We start from the raw sequence: 19,406 nt of genomic DNA, 5'->3' as shown, positions 1-19,406 counted from the left end.
AATGGCCGTACGAACGCTTGACCATGTGAACATCCGTACAGCGGACGTGCCCGGAACGGCCGCCTTTTTCCGCGACGTGCTTGGCCTTCGCGCGGGTGTCGCGCCGGGGGCGGAGTCGATCGACAAGGGCTGCTGGATACACGATCCTGACGGTCGTCCGATCATTCATATCGGCCCTGTCGAGGGCCGCTATCCCAGTGATGATGCGTTTCCCTTCACCCCTGCGCGAGGCAGCGGCGCTGTGCATCATGTGGCGTTGGAATGCGACGACCTGCCCACGATGCTGTCACGGCTGGAAACCGCAGGCCTTGGCGTCGTGCGCAAGGACTATCCGCCCGCTAACCTCTGCCAACTATTCGTGGAAGAGCGGAACGGGATCATCCTGGAACTGAATTTCCGTCTGGATCAGACATGACGAACGATCCGATGCTTGTCCTGTCAGCCCCGCCCTTCATCCATGTTCCGCTGCTGGAACGGCTGGCGCCCGCGCGGGCAGCCGGGTTTTCCGCCATATCGCTGATGCCCGGCGACATCTGGGCTTTGGAAGAGGCGGGGATGAATGCCGCCGACATCGGCATGCGGATAGCGGACCACGGCTTGGCAATCATGGAGATGGATTGCACGGCCTGCTGGCTGCCCAGCCATCGCAGCGCTGGGGATGATGTCCCTATGGCCGCCCTGCTCCGCTCGATGACGCCCGACCGCGTGGTGGAAACCGCCGCGCGCATCGGGTCACCCTCCGTCACGGCGGTGGAGATGATGGGCGTCACGCCGTCACTCGATGAGGCTGCGGACGCCTTTGCCGATTTGTGCGACCTGGCCGCCCGCCATGGCATGAAGGCGCATATCGAGTTCCTTCCCTTTGGCGGCATCTCCGATCTTGCCAGCGCCTGGGCAATCGTTCAGGCGGCGGCCAGGCCGAATGGCGGCCTGACCCTCGACAGCTGGCATTTCTTCCGGAGCGGAGCGAACTTCGACTTGCTGGAGAGCATTCCGGGGTCGCGCATCCACACCATCCAGATAAACGACGCGCCCGCAGAGCCCCAATCGGACCTGATGCACGAGACCATGACGGCCCGTCTTGTGCCGGGACAGGGCAGCTTCGACCTCACCCGTTTCATCCGCACGCTCGATCGGATCGAGGCGACAGCGCCTATTTCGGTCGAGATTTTTTCCGCTGCGACCAGTGCAGCGCCGATGGGCGAAGCCATCGCCTCATGGGCGCCAGCAGCCCGCGACATCATCAGAAAGGCCAGAGAAATATAATGAGTGGAGAAGAAACGCCGATAGGCGCGGTGGTCGTAGGCACGGGCTTTGGCCTGTTCACGCATGTCAGGGCGCTGCGGGAAGCGGGTTTTGAGGTTCGCGCCATTGTCGGGCGCAACCGGGAACGTACGGCTGAGCGTGCGGCGCCCCTCGGCATCCCGCTGGCGTCGGATAATCTGGAACAGGTGCTTGCCGACGATCCGGCGATCCGACTGGTGACGGTCGCAACGCCGCCGCATGCGCATTACACGCCGGTCATGCAGGCCATTGCCGCCGGGCGTAATGTCATGTGCGAGAAGCCCTTTGCGCGCGATCTGGCGCAGGCGCGCGAGATGCTGGACGCGGCGAACAAGGCTGGCGTCGTCCACGCACTGGGCGCGGAGTTCCGGTTCGACAGCGCGCAGGCGTTGCTGCGCCGCGTGGTGCAGGATGGCCTGATCGGCGATCCACTGATGTTCAGCCGCATCTACCAGCAGCCGGGCACGGGCGAGGAAGAACCGCTGGCCGATTGGTGGACCGATGCGGCGCAGGGCGGCGGCTTCCTGGGCGCCTTCGGGACGCACATGATCGATCAGGTTCGTTCGACCTTGGGCGAGATCGTGGCGGTCAACGCGATCTTGCGCAAGCTGACCACGACCCGCCCCGCTATGACATCCGACGATTATTATAATGTGCAGTTCAGGACTGCGAGCGGATGCATGGGCGTGGTCGAGGCCGCAATGAACTTTCCCGGACCCTTCGTCATGGCGACCAAGGTGGCGGGGACTAAGGGCGCCGCGTGGATCCAGTCGGGCAGCGCCTTTGGCGATCCCGAAGAGGTGTGGATCAAGGATGCGGACGGCGCGCGGCAGGTGCCGATGCCTGCCGAACTGGTCAATCCCGCGCCCGAACCCTTTGCCGTCGCGGAGCTGATCCAGACGGAAATGGATCGCTGGCACACGCAGGGGTTCGATGTTGCCCCTTATGCCAAGCTGTTCCGCCAGTTGAAGGCAAGAATCGAAGGGCGCACGCCGCCCCTGCCTGATCCGGCGGGCGATTTTCATGATGCGGCGGCAGGACAAGCCGTACTCGATGCCGCGCGCCTTTCGGCGGCGGAAGGCCGTTGGATCGAAGTGGAGACAGTATGACGAACCCATCCTATGATTTTTCCGGGGCGCATGTCCTCGTCACCGGCGGCACCAGCGGCATAGGTGCCGCCGCCGCTGCCGCCTATCTTGAAGCCGGGGCGAATGTGACGATTACCGGCACGCGCGGCAGTGCCGCCGACTATGACGGCGACCTGTCCGGCTACCGCTATCTTCAGATGGACATAGAGGATGGCAAGAGCATCGACGCTGTGGCCGCTAGCCTCGATGAGTTGGACATTCTGGTGAACAATGCCGGGGTGGCGCTGCCCAGTCTCGGCCTTGACGAATATGAGCCCGAGATATTCGCCCGCGCCGTCAACATGCTGCTGGTGGGCGCTTTCCGCATGGCGCGGCAGAGCGCGGACCTGCTGGCACAAAGCAAGATCGCAGGCGGCGCAAGCGTCGTCAGCATCGCATCGATGAGCAGCTATTTCGGTATTCCGATCGTGCCGGGCTATGGCGCCGCCAAGACCGGCCTGCTCGGCCTGACCCGGTCACTCGCGGTCAAATGGGGGGAGCGCGGCATCCGCGTCAACGCGGTCGCGGCAGGGCTGACGCGCAGCCGCATGACCGAAGGGACCTTCGCGCAAGAAGACTGGATGGCGCCCACGCTCGCAAGGACGCCCCTGGGTCGACCGGGCGCGCCCGAAGATATCGCCAACGCGATCCTTTTCCTGTCGAGCCCCGGCGCAGCGTGGATCACGGGTCAGACGCTGGCCGTTGACGGCGGGTACACAGTTTCCGGCTGATCCCCCGCCGGGAGCATCGTGCCTTTAATCTGAATCACCTAACCCCGTTCGGGCTTGTTTGAATGAGTCACTTGCCTCGTTCAAATGTCGAAGCCCTCCTCTTCCTAAAAAGAAGTAGAACCCTTCGACAGGCTCAGGGCGAACGGCATTAATAGAGGTGGAGCCGATTAAAGCACGAAGCTCTAATCGATACGAAAAGTGCAGAAGCGATAAGAGCCGGTCCTTCCAGACCGGCTCTTATCCTATGTCATTCCTTTCGACCCGCGATCAGTGCAGTTCGAAATTATCCTTGGCGGGACCACGTGTCTGGTTCCAAAGGTCCACCAGTCGCCACGGCCATGACAGGAATACTCGGCCTGTCGAGTTATTATAATAGCTGTTCGCCCGCGGGTGGGTCCAGATCATATTCTTCATCTGTTCCTCGACCTCCCGGTTCCACTGTTCGAACGCCTGCTGTGTGGGTTCGACAGCACGAGCGCCGCTTTCGTTGATCCAGTCCAGGCATTCGATGATGTAGTTGACCTGCGCTTCGGAAATCAGGTTCTGGCCCGCAGCATGGTTGGGCGCGCTGTTGGGTCCGACGGTCATGAAGTAATTGGGATAGCCCGGCACGGTCACGCCCAGATAGGAACGCGGATCGTCCTTACCCCATTCGTCGCGCAGCGATCGGCCGCCCTTACCGTGGATTTCCAGCTTGCCCATCATGTTGGCGACGTCGAAGCCAGTGGCGCAGACGATGATGTCGAATTCATACTCCTTGCCGTCCTTGGTGCGGATGCCCTTGGGCGTGAAGCATTCGATGCCGCCATCTTCCAGCGTGACATTGGGCTGCTTGAGCGCGTCAAACCAGCCAGCGTCCAGGATGATGCGCTTGGAAAAGATCGGGAAGTCCGGCGTCAGCTTTTCCTTGAGGTCGGGACGGTCGTGGAACTTCGCTTCCAGATGGGCCAGCGCCCATTGCCGCGCGCCTTCATTAGCCGCCGAGACGGACGGGCTATCGACCGGCCATTCGGGGTCCTTCACGACATTGGCGTAGAGGCCGTCGGCCGCGAACCAATAAACGCGGAAGCGGAACCATTCGCGGAAATGCGGGATGTAGCGCAGGGCGAACTTCATGCCCGGCGACACTTCATGATTGATCTCGGGATTGTAGATCGACCAGTAGCGCGTGCGCATGAACACGGTGAGATCGCTGACCTGATCCGCGATCGCGCCGATCAACTGCGCGGCGCTGGCGCCGGTGCCGATGATGCCGACGCGCTTGCCCTCGATCCGGACGGACGGATCCCAGGTCGCGGTGTGCATCATTTTGCCCTGGAACTCTTCGCGGCCCGGGATATCAGGCCATTTCCAGCGGTTCACTGGGCCGTGAGCGTTGATGACGGCATTGGCGCGGATGATTTCTTCCGTGCCGTCCTTGCCGCGCACCGTGACGTTCCACACCGCCTCTGCATCGTCATAGCGCAGGGCGACCACTTCGGTATTGAAGCGGATATTGCGGCGCAGGTCATATTTGTCGGCTACGTGCAGCAGATATTTCTGCATATCGACGCCCTTGGGATGGTAATGCGACCATTCGGGCGTGATTTCGAAGGAATAGGAATAGAAGTGGCTGGGCGTATCGACGCCCACGCCGGGATAGCGGTTTTCGTACCAGGTGCCGCCAACTTCGGGATTCTTTTCGATCACGATATGCTCGTAACCGCCTTCTTCCAGCTTCAGCGAGGCGGCAAGGCCGGTCATGCCGGCGCCGATGACCAGCACCTTGAAATCTGTCGGCGGCGGCGTGCGCCCTTCGATTTCCTTGCGCGGCTTGGGCAGTTTAAAACCGATCTGGTCGAACAGCAGCGGCAGGAATTCGTCGGCCACTTCCTCGCCCACGCCGACGCTCATCATCCGCTTCATCAACGCGTCGGACGGATCGTCCTCGCGCGCGGCGCCGGGGGTCGTCAGCACGTGGAGCAGCTTGGTACGCAGTTCCTGGCTATATTCGGCGGGGATTTCGGTGTTGGGAACCGAGAAAGGCGGTTTGATATAGTTGCCGAAAATGTCCAGCATCGCCGCGTCATGGGTCAGATGCACATAGACCATCAGCAGCGTCTGGATATTCGCTTCCTCCAGCGCGACGCGCAGTTCTTCGCTATCGGTAAGCGGCAGGCTGCGATCGTGCCAGTCCCGTGCCATTACCGCGCCATCCACATGTTCAGCCATCGTCCTAGGGTCCTCTCCGACTCACTATATTTGTAAGTGAATGCTCACTTGTGGATAATAGGGGCTGCTTTTTGAGTCAAGCGACCCTGCCTTCGCAGCCCGAGCACCCTTGAAGAAAGGTGCGCACAGCCATCCCGACATGAGCCGCACATTCCGTTTCATCCGGGAGCGCAGCGTCGATCAGCAGATAATTATGAACCGGCATCAGGAGCATGGAGAGCAGCAACTTCGCCGCTGCCATACTGTCCCCTTTCGCAACCCTGGCCCGCTCAAGATGGCTGGCCAAGGGAAGGATGAGATAATCATCCTGGCTCTGCCGGATCATGGGTCCGAATTCGGTGAACTCATGTGCTTCGCGCATCAACAGCCGCGCCATGTCTACGGTCGATGGCCTGGTGAATTCCGTCAGCAACGCAACGCCAAAAGCCCGTAGATCAGCTTCAGGCTCGGCTGGATCGCTAAATTGAGGCAGCGGGAAACGTTCTACCCCGGCGGCAAGGCAGGCCCGGAAAAGGGCCGCCTTGTCTTCATGCCAGAGGTAGAGGGAACGCTTGGACACGCCTGCCGCCTGTGCGATCGCATCCATCGTGACCGCACGATAGCCTTGGCGGATGAACTCCTCGCGCGCGATCTGGAGCAGACGGCGCTTCTTCGCGAGCGTCTGGTCTGCCCGGCCTATCCGCGCCGGGACAGGCACTGGCTCAACTTCAGCAGATGCGGTTGCGGACGTCCCCATCATGCCTCATGCCGCACTGGAAAACGGTCATAATAAAAGGCGAAGCGTCCCCGCGCGGCGGCTTCGTTCAGGCCGAACACGCCTTCGAGGTCGTAGATCACCTTGCCATGCTTGTTCCGCGGATTTTCGTTGAGATAGCCAAGCAGCTGATTCTCGACCTCTGGAGTCAATTCCAGTCCAGCCAGCGCGTAAACCTCCCGCATCACCCGTTCCTGATCGGCCATATATTCATGGAACAACAGGTCGACCGATTGTTCCGGCCCCCATGCGTCCCGCTGATCGACACAGGCGCGCAGCAACCGTTCGATCCGGTCCAGCCACAGGCGGGCGAGCGCAGGCGGATCGATCGGGTCGCGGCGGATACGGTCGCTATAACCTAGCATGGTGGTCAGCGAGCGCAGAACAGCAATGGGATCGCGGTGCGTGATAACCATCGTGGCATCAGGGAAAACGGCCTTGATCGCGGCCAGATTTTCCATGTGTTGCGGTGATTTCAACAGCCAACGATTAGGCCCCCGATGCCAGGTCAGCACCTGCAGCACCTTCTTTTCATAGGCATAGCTGGGGGTGCGGTCATGAGCGAAATAATGGTCGATCCAACGCGGAATGCGGGACTGGAATTCCCAGCTGTAGCAGTTGAGATCCATGTAAAGCAGCTCATTATCCTCATGGATCGATGCTGCATCCATGCCGTGCATCGCCGCCATGTGGGGCAGCATCGCTTCGAACGCGCTCCATAGTTCGGCACTGCGGGTGATACGCGGGTCAACTTCGCCGGGCGCAAGTTCGCGCACCTGGACGGGCTCCTCGGCTTCCCAGAGTGTCAGCGATCGCAATCGCTCATCGCGAGCGAGCCAGTTGACGAGGTGCGTCGTGCCCGAACGCGGCAGCCCCGCGATGAACAGCGGGCGATCGATCTGGATGTCGAGGATTTCCGGGTGCCGCTTGACGATATCCTCGATCCGCAGGCGGTTCACCATGACGCGCACCAGATGGTCGAGCAGGGTGATCCGGCCGCCACGGGTCAGGCCTTCATCCTCATCCCACGCCTGAAGCGTCACCGCCATGCGTTCGCGAAAGCTCTGATCCTCACCGAAATCATCAAGGCCGCCGGAATTGGCGATGGCCTGGGCCAGAACCTGATCCACCGTCATATGGTCGGGCCGGTCGGCAGGTCCCTGGCGGGCCGCCTCGATCATTGGCGTGACAATCGGCTCCGCCATGTCGTCGATATGAATTTCCTGCGGCTCGGGCTGCATGGTTTCGCTCATTGTTGATCCTTTGGCGCGGCTGGAGCCAGCTTCACGCAGTCTGGGGGAAAGTGACGATGACCTTGGCCGATGCTTCGGTGTCGGCGGCGATGCGGAAGGCCTCGTCCAATTTGTCGAACGCGATACGATGGCTGATCAGCGGATCGACATTGATCTCGCCGCTCGCCAGCATCTGGAGGCATTCGTTGAACTCATCCTCGCGGTCGGTTGCGATCGACCCGGAAATGCTGAACTCATTGGCCATCATCTTCCACAGATTGACCGGCATCGGCTTTTTGTGGAGCGCGACGATCACGATCCGCGCGCGGAATTTGGCGACGTCGAGCAACTCAGCCAGCGGCGGCTGCGCTCCGGCGGCGTCGATAATGACATCCGTGCCGACAAAGGGCATGCCGAACCTCTCACCGGTTCCGTGCGCCTTCCCGATCGCCTCGACCAGCGGTTCGCGCGAGGGATTGACGGTGACGGCAGCGCCAAGCTGTCGAGCGCGTTCGAGCCGGGCATCGGACAAATCTGCGATCAATATGTCCTTCACGCCACGATGGCGGAGGCAGATGATTGTGCACAGGCCAATCGGACCCGCGCCGAGTATCACCACCTTGTCGCCCGGCTGCACCCGGCCGATGTTCACGCCATGCAGGCCCACGGACAGGGGCTCGGCCAGCGCGGCCTTTTCAAGCGGGAGGCTGTCGGGGATGGGGCAGATGTCTGATCCAGCGCGCGCATCGGGCACAAGGATGAACGAAGCGAAGGCGCCCGTCGGCCCGCCCCCGCCGATCAGCCCCGCGTCGGGATTGACGGCGCAGCGCTGACCCGGCTGAATGCCGTGCACTTGCGTGCCCACCTTTTCCACGATGCCTGCAAATTCATGGCCGATCGGCAGGGGTTCCGCGAGCGGAGCGCCGCCGCCCAGGCCACCTGCGGCAACATATCCCAGGTCGCTGCCGCACACGCCGGTAGCGCTGATGCGCACCAGCACATCATGGGGACCGACGACCGGTATCGCAACCTGATCGACGCGCATGTCGCCAACGCCATGAACGCGCGCCAGCGGCATGGTTGCGGAATTTTGCTGATCCGGATTCGCGCCCGCGCCTTGGGAATCGCTCATGACGTCCTCTCCTCACTTTTTTGTTCGGCGAAACTGGTAAACCAATCAGTTTCCGAGTCAAGAAGAGAAGCGGCTGACGGCGGGCCGAATGCAGGGCGAACGAAAACTGCCCCGCACCTTTTGACAGGCACGGGGCAGCATCATTCGATCAGCATTAGGCGGCCCCTTCGCGCCGGGGGCACGAAGGCTATTTCATCCGATTTTGGCGGAGATGAGGAAGGGCCGGAGATAGGCTTCCATGCCTTCGCTGCCGCCTTCGGACCCCATGCCGCTGTCGCCGACGCCACCAAAGGGCGTTTCCGGCATCGCCATCGCGAAATGGTTGATGCCCAGCATGCCCGCATGGATTCCTTCGGAAATCTTGCGTTCGGTGCTCATGCTGTTGGTGAAGGCATAGGACGCAAGGCCATAGGGCAGCCGGTTCGCCTCTGTCAGCGCGGCGTCGATATCATCGACCGGCATCACGAGCATGAGGGGACCAAACGGCTCCTCATTCATCGCGTCCATTTCGGGCGTCATGCCTGACAGGACGGTTGGCTGGAAGAAATAGCCGCGATTGCCGATCCGGGACCCGCCGGTTTCGATCTTCGCACCACGCTGTACCGCGTCAGCCGCCAGCGCCTCAATCTTGGAAAGCTGACCTGCTGTCGTTAGCGGCCCCATCTGCGTGTCCGCAGCCATGCCGTCACCGACGCGCAGCTTGCTGGCCACTTCGGTCACGCCCGCGACGAAATCGGCATAGAGCGGCTTCTCAACCAGGAAGCGCGTGGGCGAGACGCATACCTGCCCCGCATTTCGGAACTTGAATTCGGTCGCGAGCGGAACGACGGTGGCAAGATCAGCATCGCGCGCGACGATCACCGGATTATGTCCGCCAAGCTCCATCGTCACCTTCTTGAGGTGCTGCCCGGCGGCGCTTGCAAGCAAGCGGCCGACGCGGGTCGATCCGGTCAGCGTCACCTTGTGGATTTCCGGCGCAGCGCAAAGGGTGGCGGAAATCGCCGCCGGGTCACCCCAGATCACGCTGATCGCGCGGGGCGGCAGGCCAGCGGCCAGCAGCGCCCGACCGATGCGCCACCCGGCGCTCGGCGTTTCTTCGGCGCACTTCAGAATGACCGAACAACCTGCCGCCAGTGCTGGTGCGACCTTTTGCATGACGGTCCAGGCCGGGAAATTCCAGGGGGTGAAGGCGGCCACGGGACCGACGGGGCGGCGCTGTACCGCCCAGCGCATGTCGCTGGCGCGCGTGGGGATCAGACGTCCATAAGCGCGGCGGCCTTCTTCCGCATACCAATCGAGCAGGTCGGCCGATCCCAGCCATTCGCCCCGCGCCTGCGCCAGCGGCTTGCCGCCCTCGCGCGTCATTTCAGCGGCGGCTTCGTCAGCCTCGGCGCGCATCAGGTCAGCGGCGCGGCGCAAGACCTTGCTGCGTTCGAAGGGCGAGATGGCGGACCATTGCGCGAAGCCTTCAACCGAAAGCCGTGCGGCCTCGGCAGCTTCGGCCGCGCCGCAGGACGGCAGCGTCGCGATCAGTTCCTCAGTCGCCGGGTTGACCAGCTGCATCGTGCCGAGCGAACCTTGGCTGCGTTCCTGACCGTCGATGATGGGACGGGGCGTCGAATTGGTCATGTGCTTGATCCTCCAGGGTCCGACTTGCGCCGCACAGCACATCCACTGGACAGCTGCGCGCGCATTAGTTGGCGGCCTCTTACCCCTCTCGCCATGGAGGGGACAAGACCCAGCCGCCAGTGAATGGCCCGTTCAGGCCCCGCGAATGAAGTCGGCGGTCGGCGATGCGGCGGACGCCAGCCTCAATTCGCCCAGAACACCGGCCCAATAGCTTTCCGAGCCATCGGCCAGCCGCCATCCGTGCAGGCGGCGGGTCAGCAATTGGAGGTCATATTCCTCGCTGATGCCGATCGCGCCATGAACCGCATGGGCGATGGCGGCGACCTGCCCTGCCGCGAGGCTGGTGCCGTGCTTGGCGATCGCGGCGTCGGTGAGCTTGGGTTCAAGCCCCGAGCGCGCGCCGATCGCGGCGGCGATGCGGGCGGCTACGGCCTGTTCGGCGAGGACGGACAATTGCTGCTGCACTGCCTGCTGCTTGCCGATGGGCTTGCCGAATTGGACACGCTCATTGGCGTAGGCGACGGTCATTTCCATGACCCGGCCAGCCGCGCCGGAAATGAGCTGCGCCCGAAGCACAGCAGCGATGGGGCGCAATGCAGCCCCGTTCAGCCCTGAAGCATAGGCGTCCGCGTCATGGAGGACCCCCGTAGCCTCGACCTTTGCGGTAGTCAGCACCGGCGCGTCCGGGGTGCCCGACAGGATGTGGGAGGCGACTACGGCGAAGGGCACTGCGCCTGCGCCGGTGGCGATCGCGATCGGACCTTCGGGCGCATCAAGGCCAGCTGCGGCGAGCAGTGCGCGGGCGATCATCGTGTCACCGACCGGCAGCGGCACGGCATGGCGGCCGAGCAAAGCGATCAGTGGCGCGGCGTCCTCCAACGAGAGCCCTGCCCCGCCCGACTCTTCAGCGACGAGGGCGTCAAGGAAACCGGATTCGACAAAGGCATTCCACATCGCGCTGCTGTCACCGCCCTGCTCGATCTCGCGGATCGCGGCGGGGGTGCAGACATCTTCGATCAGGCGGGCGAAGGGATCGATCAGTTCGGACATGTCCATGAATTGGCTCCCTTCAGCGCAGGCCAAGGCCGCGGGCGATGATGCCGCGCAGGATTTCACGCGTGCCGCCGCGCAGCGAGAAGCTGGGCGCGATATGGGTGACGTAAAGCAAAGTGCGGTAGAGTTCGGGATCGACTGGCTCGTCCGGATTGGCGGCCAGATCGTCACCGATCAGCTGCGGCACCGCCTGCTCGAAGCTGGTGCCGAGGTCCTTCATCAGCGAGGCTTCGACAACCGGGCTTTCACCCGCCACCAGTCGGGCGGTAACGGCCAGCGACATTTCGCGCAGTACCGCCTGCTGCGCCATCAGCGATCCGACGAGGCGCAGCGTGGCGCTGTCCTTGCGGCCAACCGCTTCGAGATGGCGGACCCAGGCGTCGATCAGCACGACGGAGGAATAGATGCGCTCTGGCCCGCTGCGTTCGAAGGCCAGCTCGGCCGTGACCTGCTTCCACCCCTGCCCTTCCGCGCCGATGAGGGCGTCGGGAGCGAGGCGGACGTCTTCGAAGAAGACTTCGGCGAAATGTGCGTCGCCGGTGAGGTCGATGATCGGGCGGATCGTGATGCCGGGGGCTTTCAGATCCACGATCAGCTGGGACAGGCCCTGTTGCCGATCGGCGCTGGTGCCCGATGTGCGGACGAGAGCGATCATATAATCGCTGTGCATCGCGTTGGTGGTCCAGATCTTCTGGCCGTTCAGCAGCCAGCTGCCGTCGGCCTGCTGATCGGCGCGGCTGCGGACGCTGGCGAGGTCGGAACCGGAGCCCGGCTCGCTCATGCCGATGCAGAAAAGCGCTTCGCCCTTCGAGATGCGGGGGAGGTAGAAGCGGCGCTGTTCTTCGGTGCCGTAATGCAGGATCAGCGGGCCGCTCTGGCGGTCGGCGATCCAGTGCCCGGCGACCGGGGCACCTGCGGAGAGCAGTTCTTCGACCACGACGAAGCGGGTGAAGGGGCCGCGGCCGACGCCGCCATATTCCTTGGGCAGCGAGAGGCCGAGATAACCGGCCTGACCCAGCTTGCGGCTGAAGGCGGCGTCGAAACCCTGCCAGGATCGGGCGCGGCGGTGTACCGGCAGTTCGGCGATGGCTTCCTGGATCAGCGCGCGGAGGGCTGGGCGGATCGCCTCATCCTCGGGCGGGAGGGTGGAAAGGGTCAGTGTTTCGAACAAGCCGGCCTCGTGAAACCGTTAAGGAAGTGGCGAATAGATCGCGTTTTGTGACTTTATAGTCCAATATCGAATTTCGGTTATTCGATATTCAATGGCTATCGGAGGCGATGGCGGCGAAGTTTTTGGCGAGCGGACTCGCTGCGTCGCGGGGGAGGGCTACGCCGGTGAGGACGGGCACCTTGTTGGCGAGGCGGACGAGGCGGACGCCTTGGGGCACCGAGCCTGCCGCGCGGGAGGGGACGAGCGCGACGCCGAGGCCGGAGCGGACGAGAGCGAGGACGGCGCTCAATTGCGCGGCTTCCTGCGCGACGATGGGCATGAACCCGGCCTTTTGGCAGGCGGTGAGCGTGATCGAATGGAGGACGCTGATGCGGCTTTGCAGGATGAAGGGTTGCTGCGCCAGATCGCTTAATTCCACGCTGTCCGCGTCGGCGAAGGAGCTGCCTTCGGGCAAGGCCGCGTGCAGTTCGTCGGGGTCGATGACCTGCGTGTCCACGGCCGCGATCTGGAGCAGCGGCAGGCGGACAAGCCCGACGTCCAGCTCGGCGGCGGCGAGCTTTCGCGCGATGTCGGCGCTGGTCGCTTCCTCCAGCACCAGTTCGACGGCGGGATAGCGGCGGCGATATTCGGCGATGAGACGGGGGAGCAATTCGAAGGTCGCCGACCCGACAAAGCCCACCCGCAACTGACCGCGTTCCCCCGCCGCGCCTTCCCGCGCGGCTTCCCGGAAGCGGTCCGCCTGCGCCAGGGTCGCCCGCGCCATGTCGAGCGAGGCGCGGCCCGCAGCAGTCAGCGTGACGCCGCGCGCGCTTCGCAAGAACAGGGCGGCACCCAATTCTTCCTCCAGCTTGCGGATGGCGACCGTCAACGGCGGCTGCGACATGTTGAGCCGCTCCGCTGCACGGTGGAAGTTGCCGGTTTCGGCAAGCATGACAAAATAGCGGAGCTGGCGCAGTTCCATGATAGCTTCCATATATCGAACAATCGAAAATCAATATTAGCTTGATAGAAAGCGAGCGCCTAGCGTCCTGCGATCTTTTCATGTTTGGATTGGGAGAGCCCCGCTTGGACCCGTTTCTTCTCGTCGAGCGCGACGGCCCCGTCGTCATCGCCCGTTTCAACCGCCCCGAAGAACGCAACACGATCACCGAGGTCGCGCATAGCGAGGAGATCGTCGATTTCTGCCGCCAGATGGTGCGGGACAATTCGGTGCGCGCGATCGTCCTGACCGGCAATGGCAAGGCGTTCAGCGCGGGCGGCAATGTCAAATATATGGCCGAGCGCAGCGGCATGTTCGGCGGCACGCCCTATGAAATCCGCAACGCCTATCGCACCAGCGTGCAGATGATTGGCCCGGCTATCCATGAACTGGAAGTGCCCATCATCGCGGCGATCAATGGCCCGGCGATCGGCCTTGGCCTGGACATCAGTTGCATGTGCGACATCCGCCTGATGGCCGACACGGCCGTGGTCGCCGAAAGCTATGTGAAGCTGGGCATCATTCCGGGCGGCGGTGGCGGGTGGCTGTTGCCGCGCCTGATCGGGCCGCAGCGCGCCAATATCATGACGCTGACCGGCGACGCGATCGACGCCAAGACCGCGCTGGAATATGGCCTCGTCGCCGAAGTGCTGCCCGCCGACAAGCTGATGGACCGGGCGCTGGAACTGGCGGGCAAGATCGCCGCCAATCCTGGCCACTCCACCCGCATGGCCAAGCGGCTGATGCGCGAAGGGGCCGACATGAAGCTGACCACGCTATTGGAAATGGCGGCGGGCTATCAGTCGCTGGCCCATTACACCGAAGATCATCATGAAGCGATCGCCGCTTTCCTTGGCAAGCGCGCGCCGGAGTTCAAAAACAAGTGAGCGAGCAGCAGACAGCCACCGGGCCTCTGGCCGGGATCAAGGTGCTCGACCTGTCGCGCGTGCTGGCGGGGCCGTGGACAACGCAGATATTGGGCGATCTGGGCGCGGACGTGATCAAGGTCGAGCAGCCGGGGCAAGGCGACGACACCCGCCGCTGGGGGCCTCCCTTCCTGGACGACGGGTCGAAGGACGCGGCCTATTATCTGTGCGCGAACCGCAACAAGCAGTCGGTTGCGATCAACCTTGCCGACCCGCGTGGCGCCGACCTGATCCGCGAGATCGCGCTGGGCGCGGACATCGTGGTCGAGAATTTCCGCGTCGGTGGCCTCAATAAATATGGGCTGGATTATGCGTCGCTGTCCGCGATCAATCCCAAGCTCATCTATTGTTCCATCACCGGATTTGGTCAGGATGGACCGTACAAGGATCGCGGCGGTTACGACTTCCTGATCCAGGGCATGAGCGGGCTGATGTCGATCACCGGGCGTCCCGACGGTGAGGCGGGCGGCGGGCCGATGAAGGTCGGCATCCCGATCAGCGATCTGGTGACGGGCCTGTATTCGGCGATCTCCATCCTTGCCGCGCTTGCCCATCGGGACCGCACGGGCGAGGGCCAGCATATCGACATGTCGCTGCTCGACACGCAGGTGGCGCTGCTCGCCAATCAGGCGTCCAACTATATGAATGGCGGCATGATCCCCCGGCGGCTGGGCAATGAGCATCCCAATACCGTGCCCTATCAGGATTTCTCCTGTTCCGATGGCGACATATTGGTGGCGTTGGGCAACGACCGGCAGTTCCGCAGCTTCTGCGATCTGATCGGGCGGCCGGACCTGCCGGACGATCCGCGCTTTATCGACAATGGCAACCGGTCGCCCAACCGCAAGGCTTTGCAGGACGAGATGGGACCGGCGATTGCCAAGTGGAAGTCGGACGATCTGATCGCCGCGATGGAAGCGGCCAAGCTGCCGGGCGGGCGGGTCAATGAGATACCCGACATTCTTGCCGACGAGCATATTGCCGCGCGTGGCGTCATCAAGGACATGGTTCGGTCGGACGGCACGCCGGTCAAGGTGCTGGGCTATCCGGGGAAATTTTCCAAGACGCCCGCCGATTACCGCCGTGCGCCGCCGCGTTCGGGGGAAGATACGCGCGACGTATTGAGCGACGTGCTGGGATTGTCCGAAGGCCAGATAGCGGGCCTTGTGGAAGCAGGGGTAATTGCCGAAAAGCTGCATTGATTTTTTCCAAGCGGAGACGTGGAGGACGGTGATTATGGCCCCTTCCCCTTCGTCACCCCGGCAAAAGCCGGGGTCCCGCTTCTTTTCTGGCGCGTCCTGTAGCGGGACCCCGGATCAAGTCCGGGGTGACGAAGGGAGCGAGCCCCCCCCTTCCGCTTCGCTCTTGAAAGATCGGGAAATAACAGTTCATCATGCCGGGGACGCCCGGCCCAAGATTTGAGAGGATTACAGCATGACCACCAAGATCGGTTTCATCGGCCTGGGCGCCATGGGTTTGCCCATGTCATCGAACCTTCAGCGCAAGGGCTTTGCGGTCACGGTGTACGACATCGACGCGGAGAAGATGGACAAGGTGGCAGCGCTGGGCGCGGCCAAGGCCGCCACCGTCGCCGAGGCGAGCCGGGGTCAGGACATCGTTATCACCGTCCTGCCCGCGACGCAGCATGTCGAAGCGGTGGTGCTGGGCGAGGACGGCGTGCTGGCCAACATCGACGCAGGTGCGGTGCTGATGGACCTTTCCACCATCGATGCAAAGGGCACGGACCGGGTGGCGGCGGCCTGCGCAGCCAAGGGCATCGGCTTTGTCGATGCGCCGATCGGCCGTCTGGCGCTGCATGCCGAGCGCGGGGAATCGTTGTTCATGGTCGGCGCGGAGGACGCCGAATTCGCGCGGGTCGAACCGGCGCTGAAGGCGATGGGCACCGACATTTTCCGCTGCGGCAAGCCGGGCATGGGCAGCCGCATGAAGGTGATCAACAATTTCATGCTGCTGTCGACGGCGCAGATCGTTGCGGAATCGCTGGCGCTGGGTACGAAGCTGGGCCTCGACATCCAGACCATGCATGACGTGACCGGCAACACCACGGCGCGCAACGGCCAGTTCCATGTGCTGATGGTGAACAAGGTGCTGAAGGGCGATATGGAGCCGGGCTTCACCATCGACCTGGCGTTCAAGGATTTGAGCCTGGCGATGAACGCGGCGGCGGAAAACCGCGTCGGCCTGCCCATGGGCGCGGCGGCGCATGCCGCGTTTGGTGGCGCGCGGGCGACGGATTATGCGAACAAGGATTATTCGGCGCTGCTCGACTATGCCTGCCGCAACGCCGGTGTCGAAACGCCGCGCATGGATTGATCCGGAAAGGCCGTGGGCGCGCCGCAACTGATCGCCACCTGCTGGACCACGGCAGGCAATGTCCGGCCCGACCGGCCGGACAATCTGGGCCGCTTTCCTCTGGAGCAGCGGATCGAGGCGGCGGCGCGCGCGGGCTATGCGGGGACGGGCTTTTGGCTGGGCGACCTGCTTGCCTGGGAGGCGAGTGGGCGGGACTATGGCTCGCTCAAGCGGCTGCTGGATGATGCCGGGCAGAAGGTCGTCGAGCTGGAATATCTGGCGGATTGGTTTGCATCGGGGGAGCGTCGCGCTCGGTCGGATGCGGCGCGGGTGGAGCTGTTCCGCGCCGCCGACGCGCTGGGCGCGCGCCATATCAAGGTGATGCCGCCGTTCATGCCCGACGATCCGGCGGGTGACGATCTGGCTGGCGAGTTTGCGGTGCTGTGTGCGCAGGCGGCGGATCATGGCGTGATGATCGGGCTGGAGATGCTGCCCTTTTCGACGCTGCCGAACCTGGGTGCCGCGTTGGAGATGGTGGCTGCGGCGGATGCGGCCAATGGCGGGCTGCTGGTCGATATCTGGCATGTGATGCGGTCGGGCGGCACGATGGACGAGGTTGCGCAACTGCCCGCGCGCTTCATCATCGCCGCTGAACTGTGCGATGCGATGATGGCGATGCAGGGCGAGATCACGGAAGATACGATGCGCCATCGCAAACTGTGCGGCGAGGGTGAGTTTGATGTGCCGGGCTTTATCCGCGCGATGGGTCGGGCCGGTTATGAAGGCCCTTATGGCGTGGAAATCCTGTCCGATGATTTTCGCCAGCTTCCGCTGACCGAAGCCGCGCGGCGCAGCTTTGAGAGCAGCGTGGCGCAATTTGGCCGCTGATCCTTTAGGCATGATCATGTTTGAGTGATCGTCACCCCGGACTTGATCCGGGCTCCCGCTTCTTATCTGATGCTGCCGAGGCAGCGGGAGCCCGGGTCAGGCCCGGGGTGACGGAAAGGAAGCCTTGATACAGATGCGATCGATTGTCCTGCATGCACTGACGATTGCGCAGAAAGGCGTTTCCGCCGCAACGGTCCTGTCATAGGAGGTGCATCGCGGCGGGAGCGACGCCGTCGAGCATGAGGGGCGCTTTTCATGGCCGTGACGATCCTGGGTGCGCTGGTCCCGGTATTTGGGCTGATCCTGATCGGCTATGTGTGCGGGCGCTATGACATATTGGGCGATCGCGCGTTCGAGGTGCTGAACCGCTTCGTCATCGCCATCACCCTGCCCATCCTCACCTTTCGTTCGATCGCGCATATGGACCCGAGCAATCTGGCCGTGCCGGGCATGTTCATCGCCGTGACGCTGGGCGCGCTGATCACCTATGCGCTGGCCTTTGCGATTGCGCGGCGGTTCGGCCGGTCGGGGGCGAATGCGAATATCGCGGCTTTGTGCGCCTGTTTCAGCAATACGGGCTTTATCGGCCTGCCGGTGGCGACGCTGGCCTGGGGGCCGGAGGCGGTCGCGCCGGTGTCCGTGACGATGCTGATCTACTCGGCGATCGTGTTCACGGTCGGTCTAGTGATGAGCGAGGTGACGGCAAGCCAGGGCCATGGGGTGGGCACCGGGTTGAAGCTGGCGGCGCGATCGACGGTGCGCAATCCGTTGATCCTGATGGCGGTGTTGGGGTGTGTCTGGTCGGTGCTGCGCCTGCCGCTGACGGGGCCGGCCGACATATTGATGCAGACGCTGGCGCAGGCGACGGCGCCGTGCGCGCTGACGGCGATCGGCATTTTCATCGCGCTGCCCCGGCGCAGCGCGACGCCCGGACCGATCGGGCGGGTCGTTGCTTTGAAGCTGCTTGTGCAGCCGCTGATCACGGCGGGGCTGTTGTGGATGCTGCCGCCGATCCCGCCGCTTTGGGCGAAGGTCGCGATATTGATGGCGGCGATGCCGTGCGGCGCGTCGAGCTTTGTGCTGGCGGGGAAGGCGGGGCGCTGGGCGATGGAACTGAGCGCATGGGCGGTCATGCTGACGACGACGATGGCGTCGATCACGCTGACCGGGATGCTGTGGTGGCTTGGGGCTTAAAGGTCTTCGGTGACGCGGGCCATTGCCAAGGGGCGGACGAGCATGAACAGCGCGGACCAGTCGCCGGTGTCGGCTGCGGCTTCGCGTTCCTGCCGGGCGATCAGATAGGCGTCGTCGCGTAGCCGCTCGAACAGGGCTTGCACCCGGTCGCGGCCGTTGGGGCCGAGCCAGAGCATGTCCGAGACATAGCGCGCATCCCCCTCCAGCAGTGAGGGGCCGAGGAAGAAATGCTTCACCACGCGGTTGAAGGCCTGGTCGAGCGGGCCGCCCGGGCGCCAGCGGACGGCGCGGCTGGTGAGGGGGCGCAGGCGTCCGCCGGGCAGGCTGTCGACCAGGCCGAGGCGCCGGAGCCGCTCGATCGCTTCGCCCAGGGTCGCCGTGTCGATGCCGAGCGTCGACTGGCACTCCGCCCGCTGCGCGCCGTTGAGGACGAGGAAGAAGAGCAGCGCGAGGCTGCGGTCGGCGGCGAGGACGCGCTCCTGCGCCAGGGTGAAGCGATCCGCGCCGCTGTCGGCTGATCGGGCGAGCAGGTCGCGCACGTCGATGCCGATGGCGAGGCAAAGGCGGTCGAGATTGTCGAGCGTCAGCCCCCTGCCCCGCAGCCAACGCCACAGGGTTGGCTCCGCGACGTCCATGCGGGCGGCGAGGTCAGCGACCCGGACGCCCTGCACGCGCAGTTCGTGGCGGAGTTGGGCCAATATGGCGGCGACACCGGGGCTTTCATTTTGCGGCATGTCCGAAGTCCGATCGTTAGGTGATCGCATGGGATCATATAATGATTG

The 19,406-nt window shown here is 63.6% G+C and carries 18 protein-coding genes; 9 read left to right on the top strand and 9 right to left on the bottom strand.

Annotated features, from left to right (window positions below; genetic code table 11):
• Position 1 precedes the first annotated feature (1 nt).
• Genes ACZ5ZH_RS13730 through ACZ5ZH_RS13715 form a run of 4 tightly spaced genes read left to right on the top strand, consistent with a single transcriptional unit; the run spans position 2 to position 3,142 of the window.
• Positions 2 to 415 carry a VOC family protein gene (locus tag ACZ5ZH_RS13730; protein WP_449469490.1) on the top strand — a complete coding sequence of 138 codons (414 nt, stop codon included), beginning with the start codon at positions 2 to 4 and terminating at the stop codon, positions 413 to 415.
• Complete coding sequence (locus tag ACZ5ZH_RS13725; RefSeq protein WP_464773271.1) at positions 412 to 1,266, top strand: sugar phosphate isomerase/epimerase family protein; 855 nt, start codon at positions 412 to 414, stop codon at positions 1,264 to 1,266. The genes ACZ5ZH_RS13730 and ACZ5ZH_RS13725 overlap by 4 nt, the downstream gene beginning before the upstream one ends.
• Complete coding sequence (locus ACZ5ZH_RS13720; RefSeq protein WP_464773270.1) at positions 1,266 to 2,393, top strand: Gfo/Idh/MocA family protein; 1,128 nt, start codon at positions 1,266 to 1,268, stop codon at positions 2,391 to 2,393. Before ACZ5ZH_RS13725 ends, ACZ5ZH_RS13720 begins: the two co-directional genes overlap by 1 nt.
• Positions 2,390 to 3,142, top strand: coding sequence for an SDR family NAD(P)-dependent oxidoreductase (locus tag ACZ5ZH_RS13715; protein ID WP_464773269.1), 753 nt, complete (start codon positions 2,390 to 2,392; stop codon positions 3,140 to 3,142). The genes ACZ5ZH_RS13720 and ACZ5ZH_RS13715 overlap by 4 nt, the downstream gene beginning before the upstream one ends.
• 267 nt (positions 3,143 to 3,409) lie before the next feature.
• On the opposite strand, the gene ACZ5ZH_RS13710 is transcribed toward ACZ5ZH_RS13715, so the two are convergent.
• From ACZ5ZH_RS13710 to ACZ5ZH_RS13675, 8 genes are all read right to left on the bottom strand, one after another.
• Positions 3,410 to 5,353 (bottom strand): flavin-containing monooxygenase, encoded by a 1,944-nt coding sequence (locus ACZ5ZH_RS13710; RefSeq protein ID WP_464773268.1) that lies wholly within the window; start codon positions 5,351 to 5,353, stop codon positions 3,410 to 3,412.
• A 76-nt stretch (positions 5,354 to 5,429) separates the two neighbouring features.
• Positions 5,430 to 6,092, bottom strand: a complete 663-nt coding sequence (locus ACZ5ZH_RS13705) for a TetR/AcrR family transcriptional regulator (protein ID WP_464773267.1) — start codon at positions 6,090 to 6,092, stop codon at positions 5,430 to 5,432.
• Positions 6,089 to 7,360 carry a sulfotransferase family protein gene (locus ACZ5ZH_RS13700; protein ID WP_464773266.1) on the bottom strand — a complete coding sequence of 424 codons (1,272 nt, stop codon included), beginning with the start codon at positions 7,358 to 7,360 and terminating at the stop codon, positions 6,089 to 6,091. Before ACZ5ZH_RS13700 ends, ACZ5ZH_RS13705 begins: the two co-directional genes overlap by 4 nt.
• 31 nt (positions 7,361 to 7,391) lie before the next feature.
• Complete coding sequence (locus ACZ5ZH_RS13695; protein WP_464773265.1) at positions 7,392 to 8,471, bottom strand: zinc-dependent alcohol dehydrogenase; 1,080 nt, start codon at positions 8,469 to 8,471, stop codon at positions 7,392 to 7,394.
• 192 nt (positions 8,472 to 8,663) lie between these two features.
• Positions 8,664 to 10,100, bottom strand: coding sequence for an NAD-dependent succinate-semialdehyde dehydrogenase (locus ACZ5ZH_RS13690; RefSeq protein ID WP_464773264.1), 1,437 nt, complete (start codon positions 10,098 to 10,100; stop codon positions 8,664 to 8,666).
• Positions 10,101 to 10,232: 132 nt separating this feature from the next.
• Positions 10,233 to 11,156: an acyl-CoA dehydrogenase family protein gene (locus ACZ5ZH_RS13685; RefSeq protein WP_464773263.1), complete on the bottom strand. Its 924-nt coding sequence runs from the start codon at positions 11,154 to 11,156 to the stop codon at positions 10,233 to 10,235.
• Between the two features lie 13 nt (positions 11,157 to 11,169).
• Positions 11,170 to 12,324 (bottom strand): acyl-CoA dehydrogenase family protein, encoded by a 1,155-nt coding sequence (locus ACZ5ZH_RS13680; protein ID WP_449469504.1) that lies wholly within the window; start codon positions 12,322 to 12,324, stop codon positions 11,170 to 11,172.
• A gap of 88 nt (positions 12,325 to 12,412) precedes the next feature.
• Complete coding sequence (locus ACZ5ZH_RS13675; RefSeq protein WP_464773262.1) at positions 12,413 to 13,285, bottom strand: LysR family transcriptional regulator; 873 nt, start codon at positions 13,283 to 13,285, stop codon at positions 12,413 to 12,415.
• Positions 13,286 to 13,389: 104 nt separating this feature from the next.
• On the opposite strand from ACZ5ZH_RS13675, the gene ACZ5ZH_RS13670 reads away from it, so the two are divergent.
• The 5 genes from ACZ5ZH_RS13670 to ACZ5ZH_RS13650 all read left to right on the top strand — a co-directional run bounded on the left by ACZ5ZH_RS13670 (position 13,390) and on the right by ACZ5ZH_RS13650 (position 18,624).
• On the top strand, positions 13,390 to 14,190 hold the full coding sequence (locus ACZ5ZH_RS13670; protein WP_464773261.1) for a crotonase/enoyl-CoA hydratase family protein: 801 nt from the start codon (positions 13,390 to 13,392) through the stop codon (positions 14,188 to 14,190).
• On the top strand, positions 14,187 to 15,431 hold the full coding sequence (locus ACZ5ZH_RS13665; RefSeq protein ID WP_464773260.1) for a CaiB/BaiF CoA transferase family protein: 1,245 nt from the start codon (positions 14,187 to 14,189) through the stop codon (positions 15,429 to 15,431). The genes ACZ5ZH_RS13670 and ACZ5ZH_RS13665 overlap by 4 nt, the downstream gene beginning before the upstream one ends.
• Before the next feature lie 232 nt (positions 15,432 to 15,663).
• The gene (locus ACZ5ZH_RS13660) at positions 15,664 to 16,563 is read left to right on the top strand and encodes an NAD(P)-dependent oxidoreductase (RefSeq protein WP_460988624.1); all 900 of its coding nucleotides are present in this window, start codon (positions 15,664 to 15,666) and stop codon (positions 16,561 to 16,563) included.
• Positions 16,564 to 16,575: 12 nt separating this feature from the next.
• The gene (locus tag ACZ5ZH_RS13655) at positions 16,576 to 17,430 is read left to right on the top strand and encodes a sugar phosphate isomerase/epimerase family protein (RefSeq protein WP_464773259.1); all 855 of its coding nucleotides are present in this window, start codon (positions 16,576 to 16,578) and stop codon (positions 17,428 to 17,430) included.
• A 255-nt stretch (positions 17,431 to 17,685) separates the two neighbouring features.
• On the top strand, positions 17,686 to 18,624 hold the full coding sequence (locus tag ACZ5ZH_RS13650; RefSeq protein ID WP_464773258.1) for an AEC family transporter: 939 nt from the start codon (positions 17,686 to 17,688) through the stop codon (positions 18,622 to 18,624).
• Here ACZ5ZH_RS13650 and ACZ5ZH_RS13645 read toward each other — a convergent pair.
• Positions 18,621 to 19,358 carry a helix-turn-helix domain-containing protein gene (locus ACZ5ZH_RS13645; protein WP_464775248.1) on the bottom strand — a complete coding sequence of 246 codons (738 nt, stop codon included), beginning with the start codon at positions 19,356 to 19,358 and terminating at the stop codon, positions 18,621 to 18,623. The two genes, ACZ5ZH_RS13650 and ACZ5ZH_RS13645, sit on opposite strands and share 4 nt — an antisense overlap.
• Positions 19,359 to 19,406 lie beyond the last annotated feature (48 nt).

The organism is Sphingobium sp. TomMM7A (genome assembly GCF_055397305.1).
This window is presented reverse-complemented; position numbering and strand designations above follow the sequence as displayed.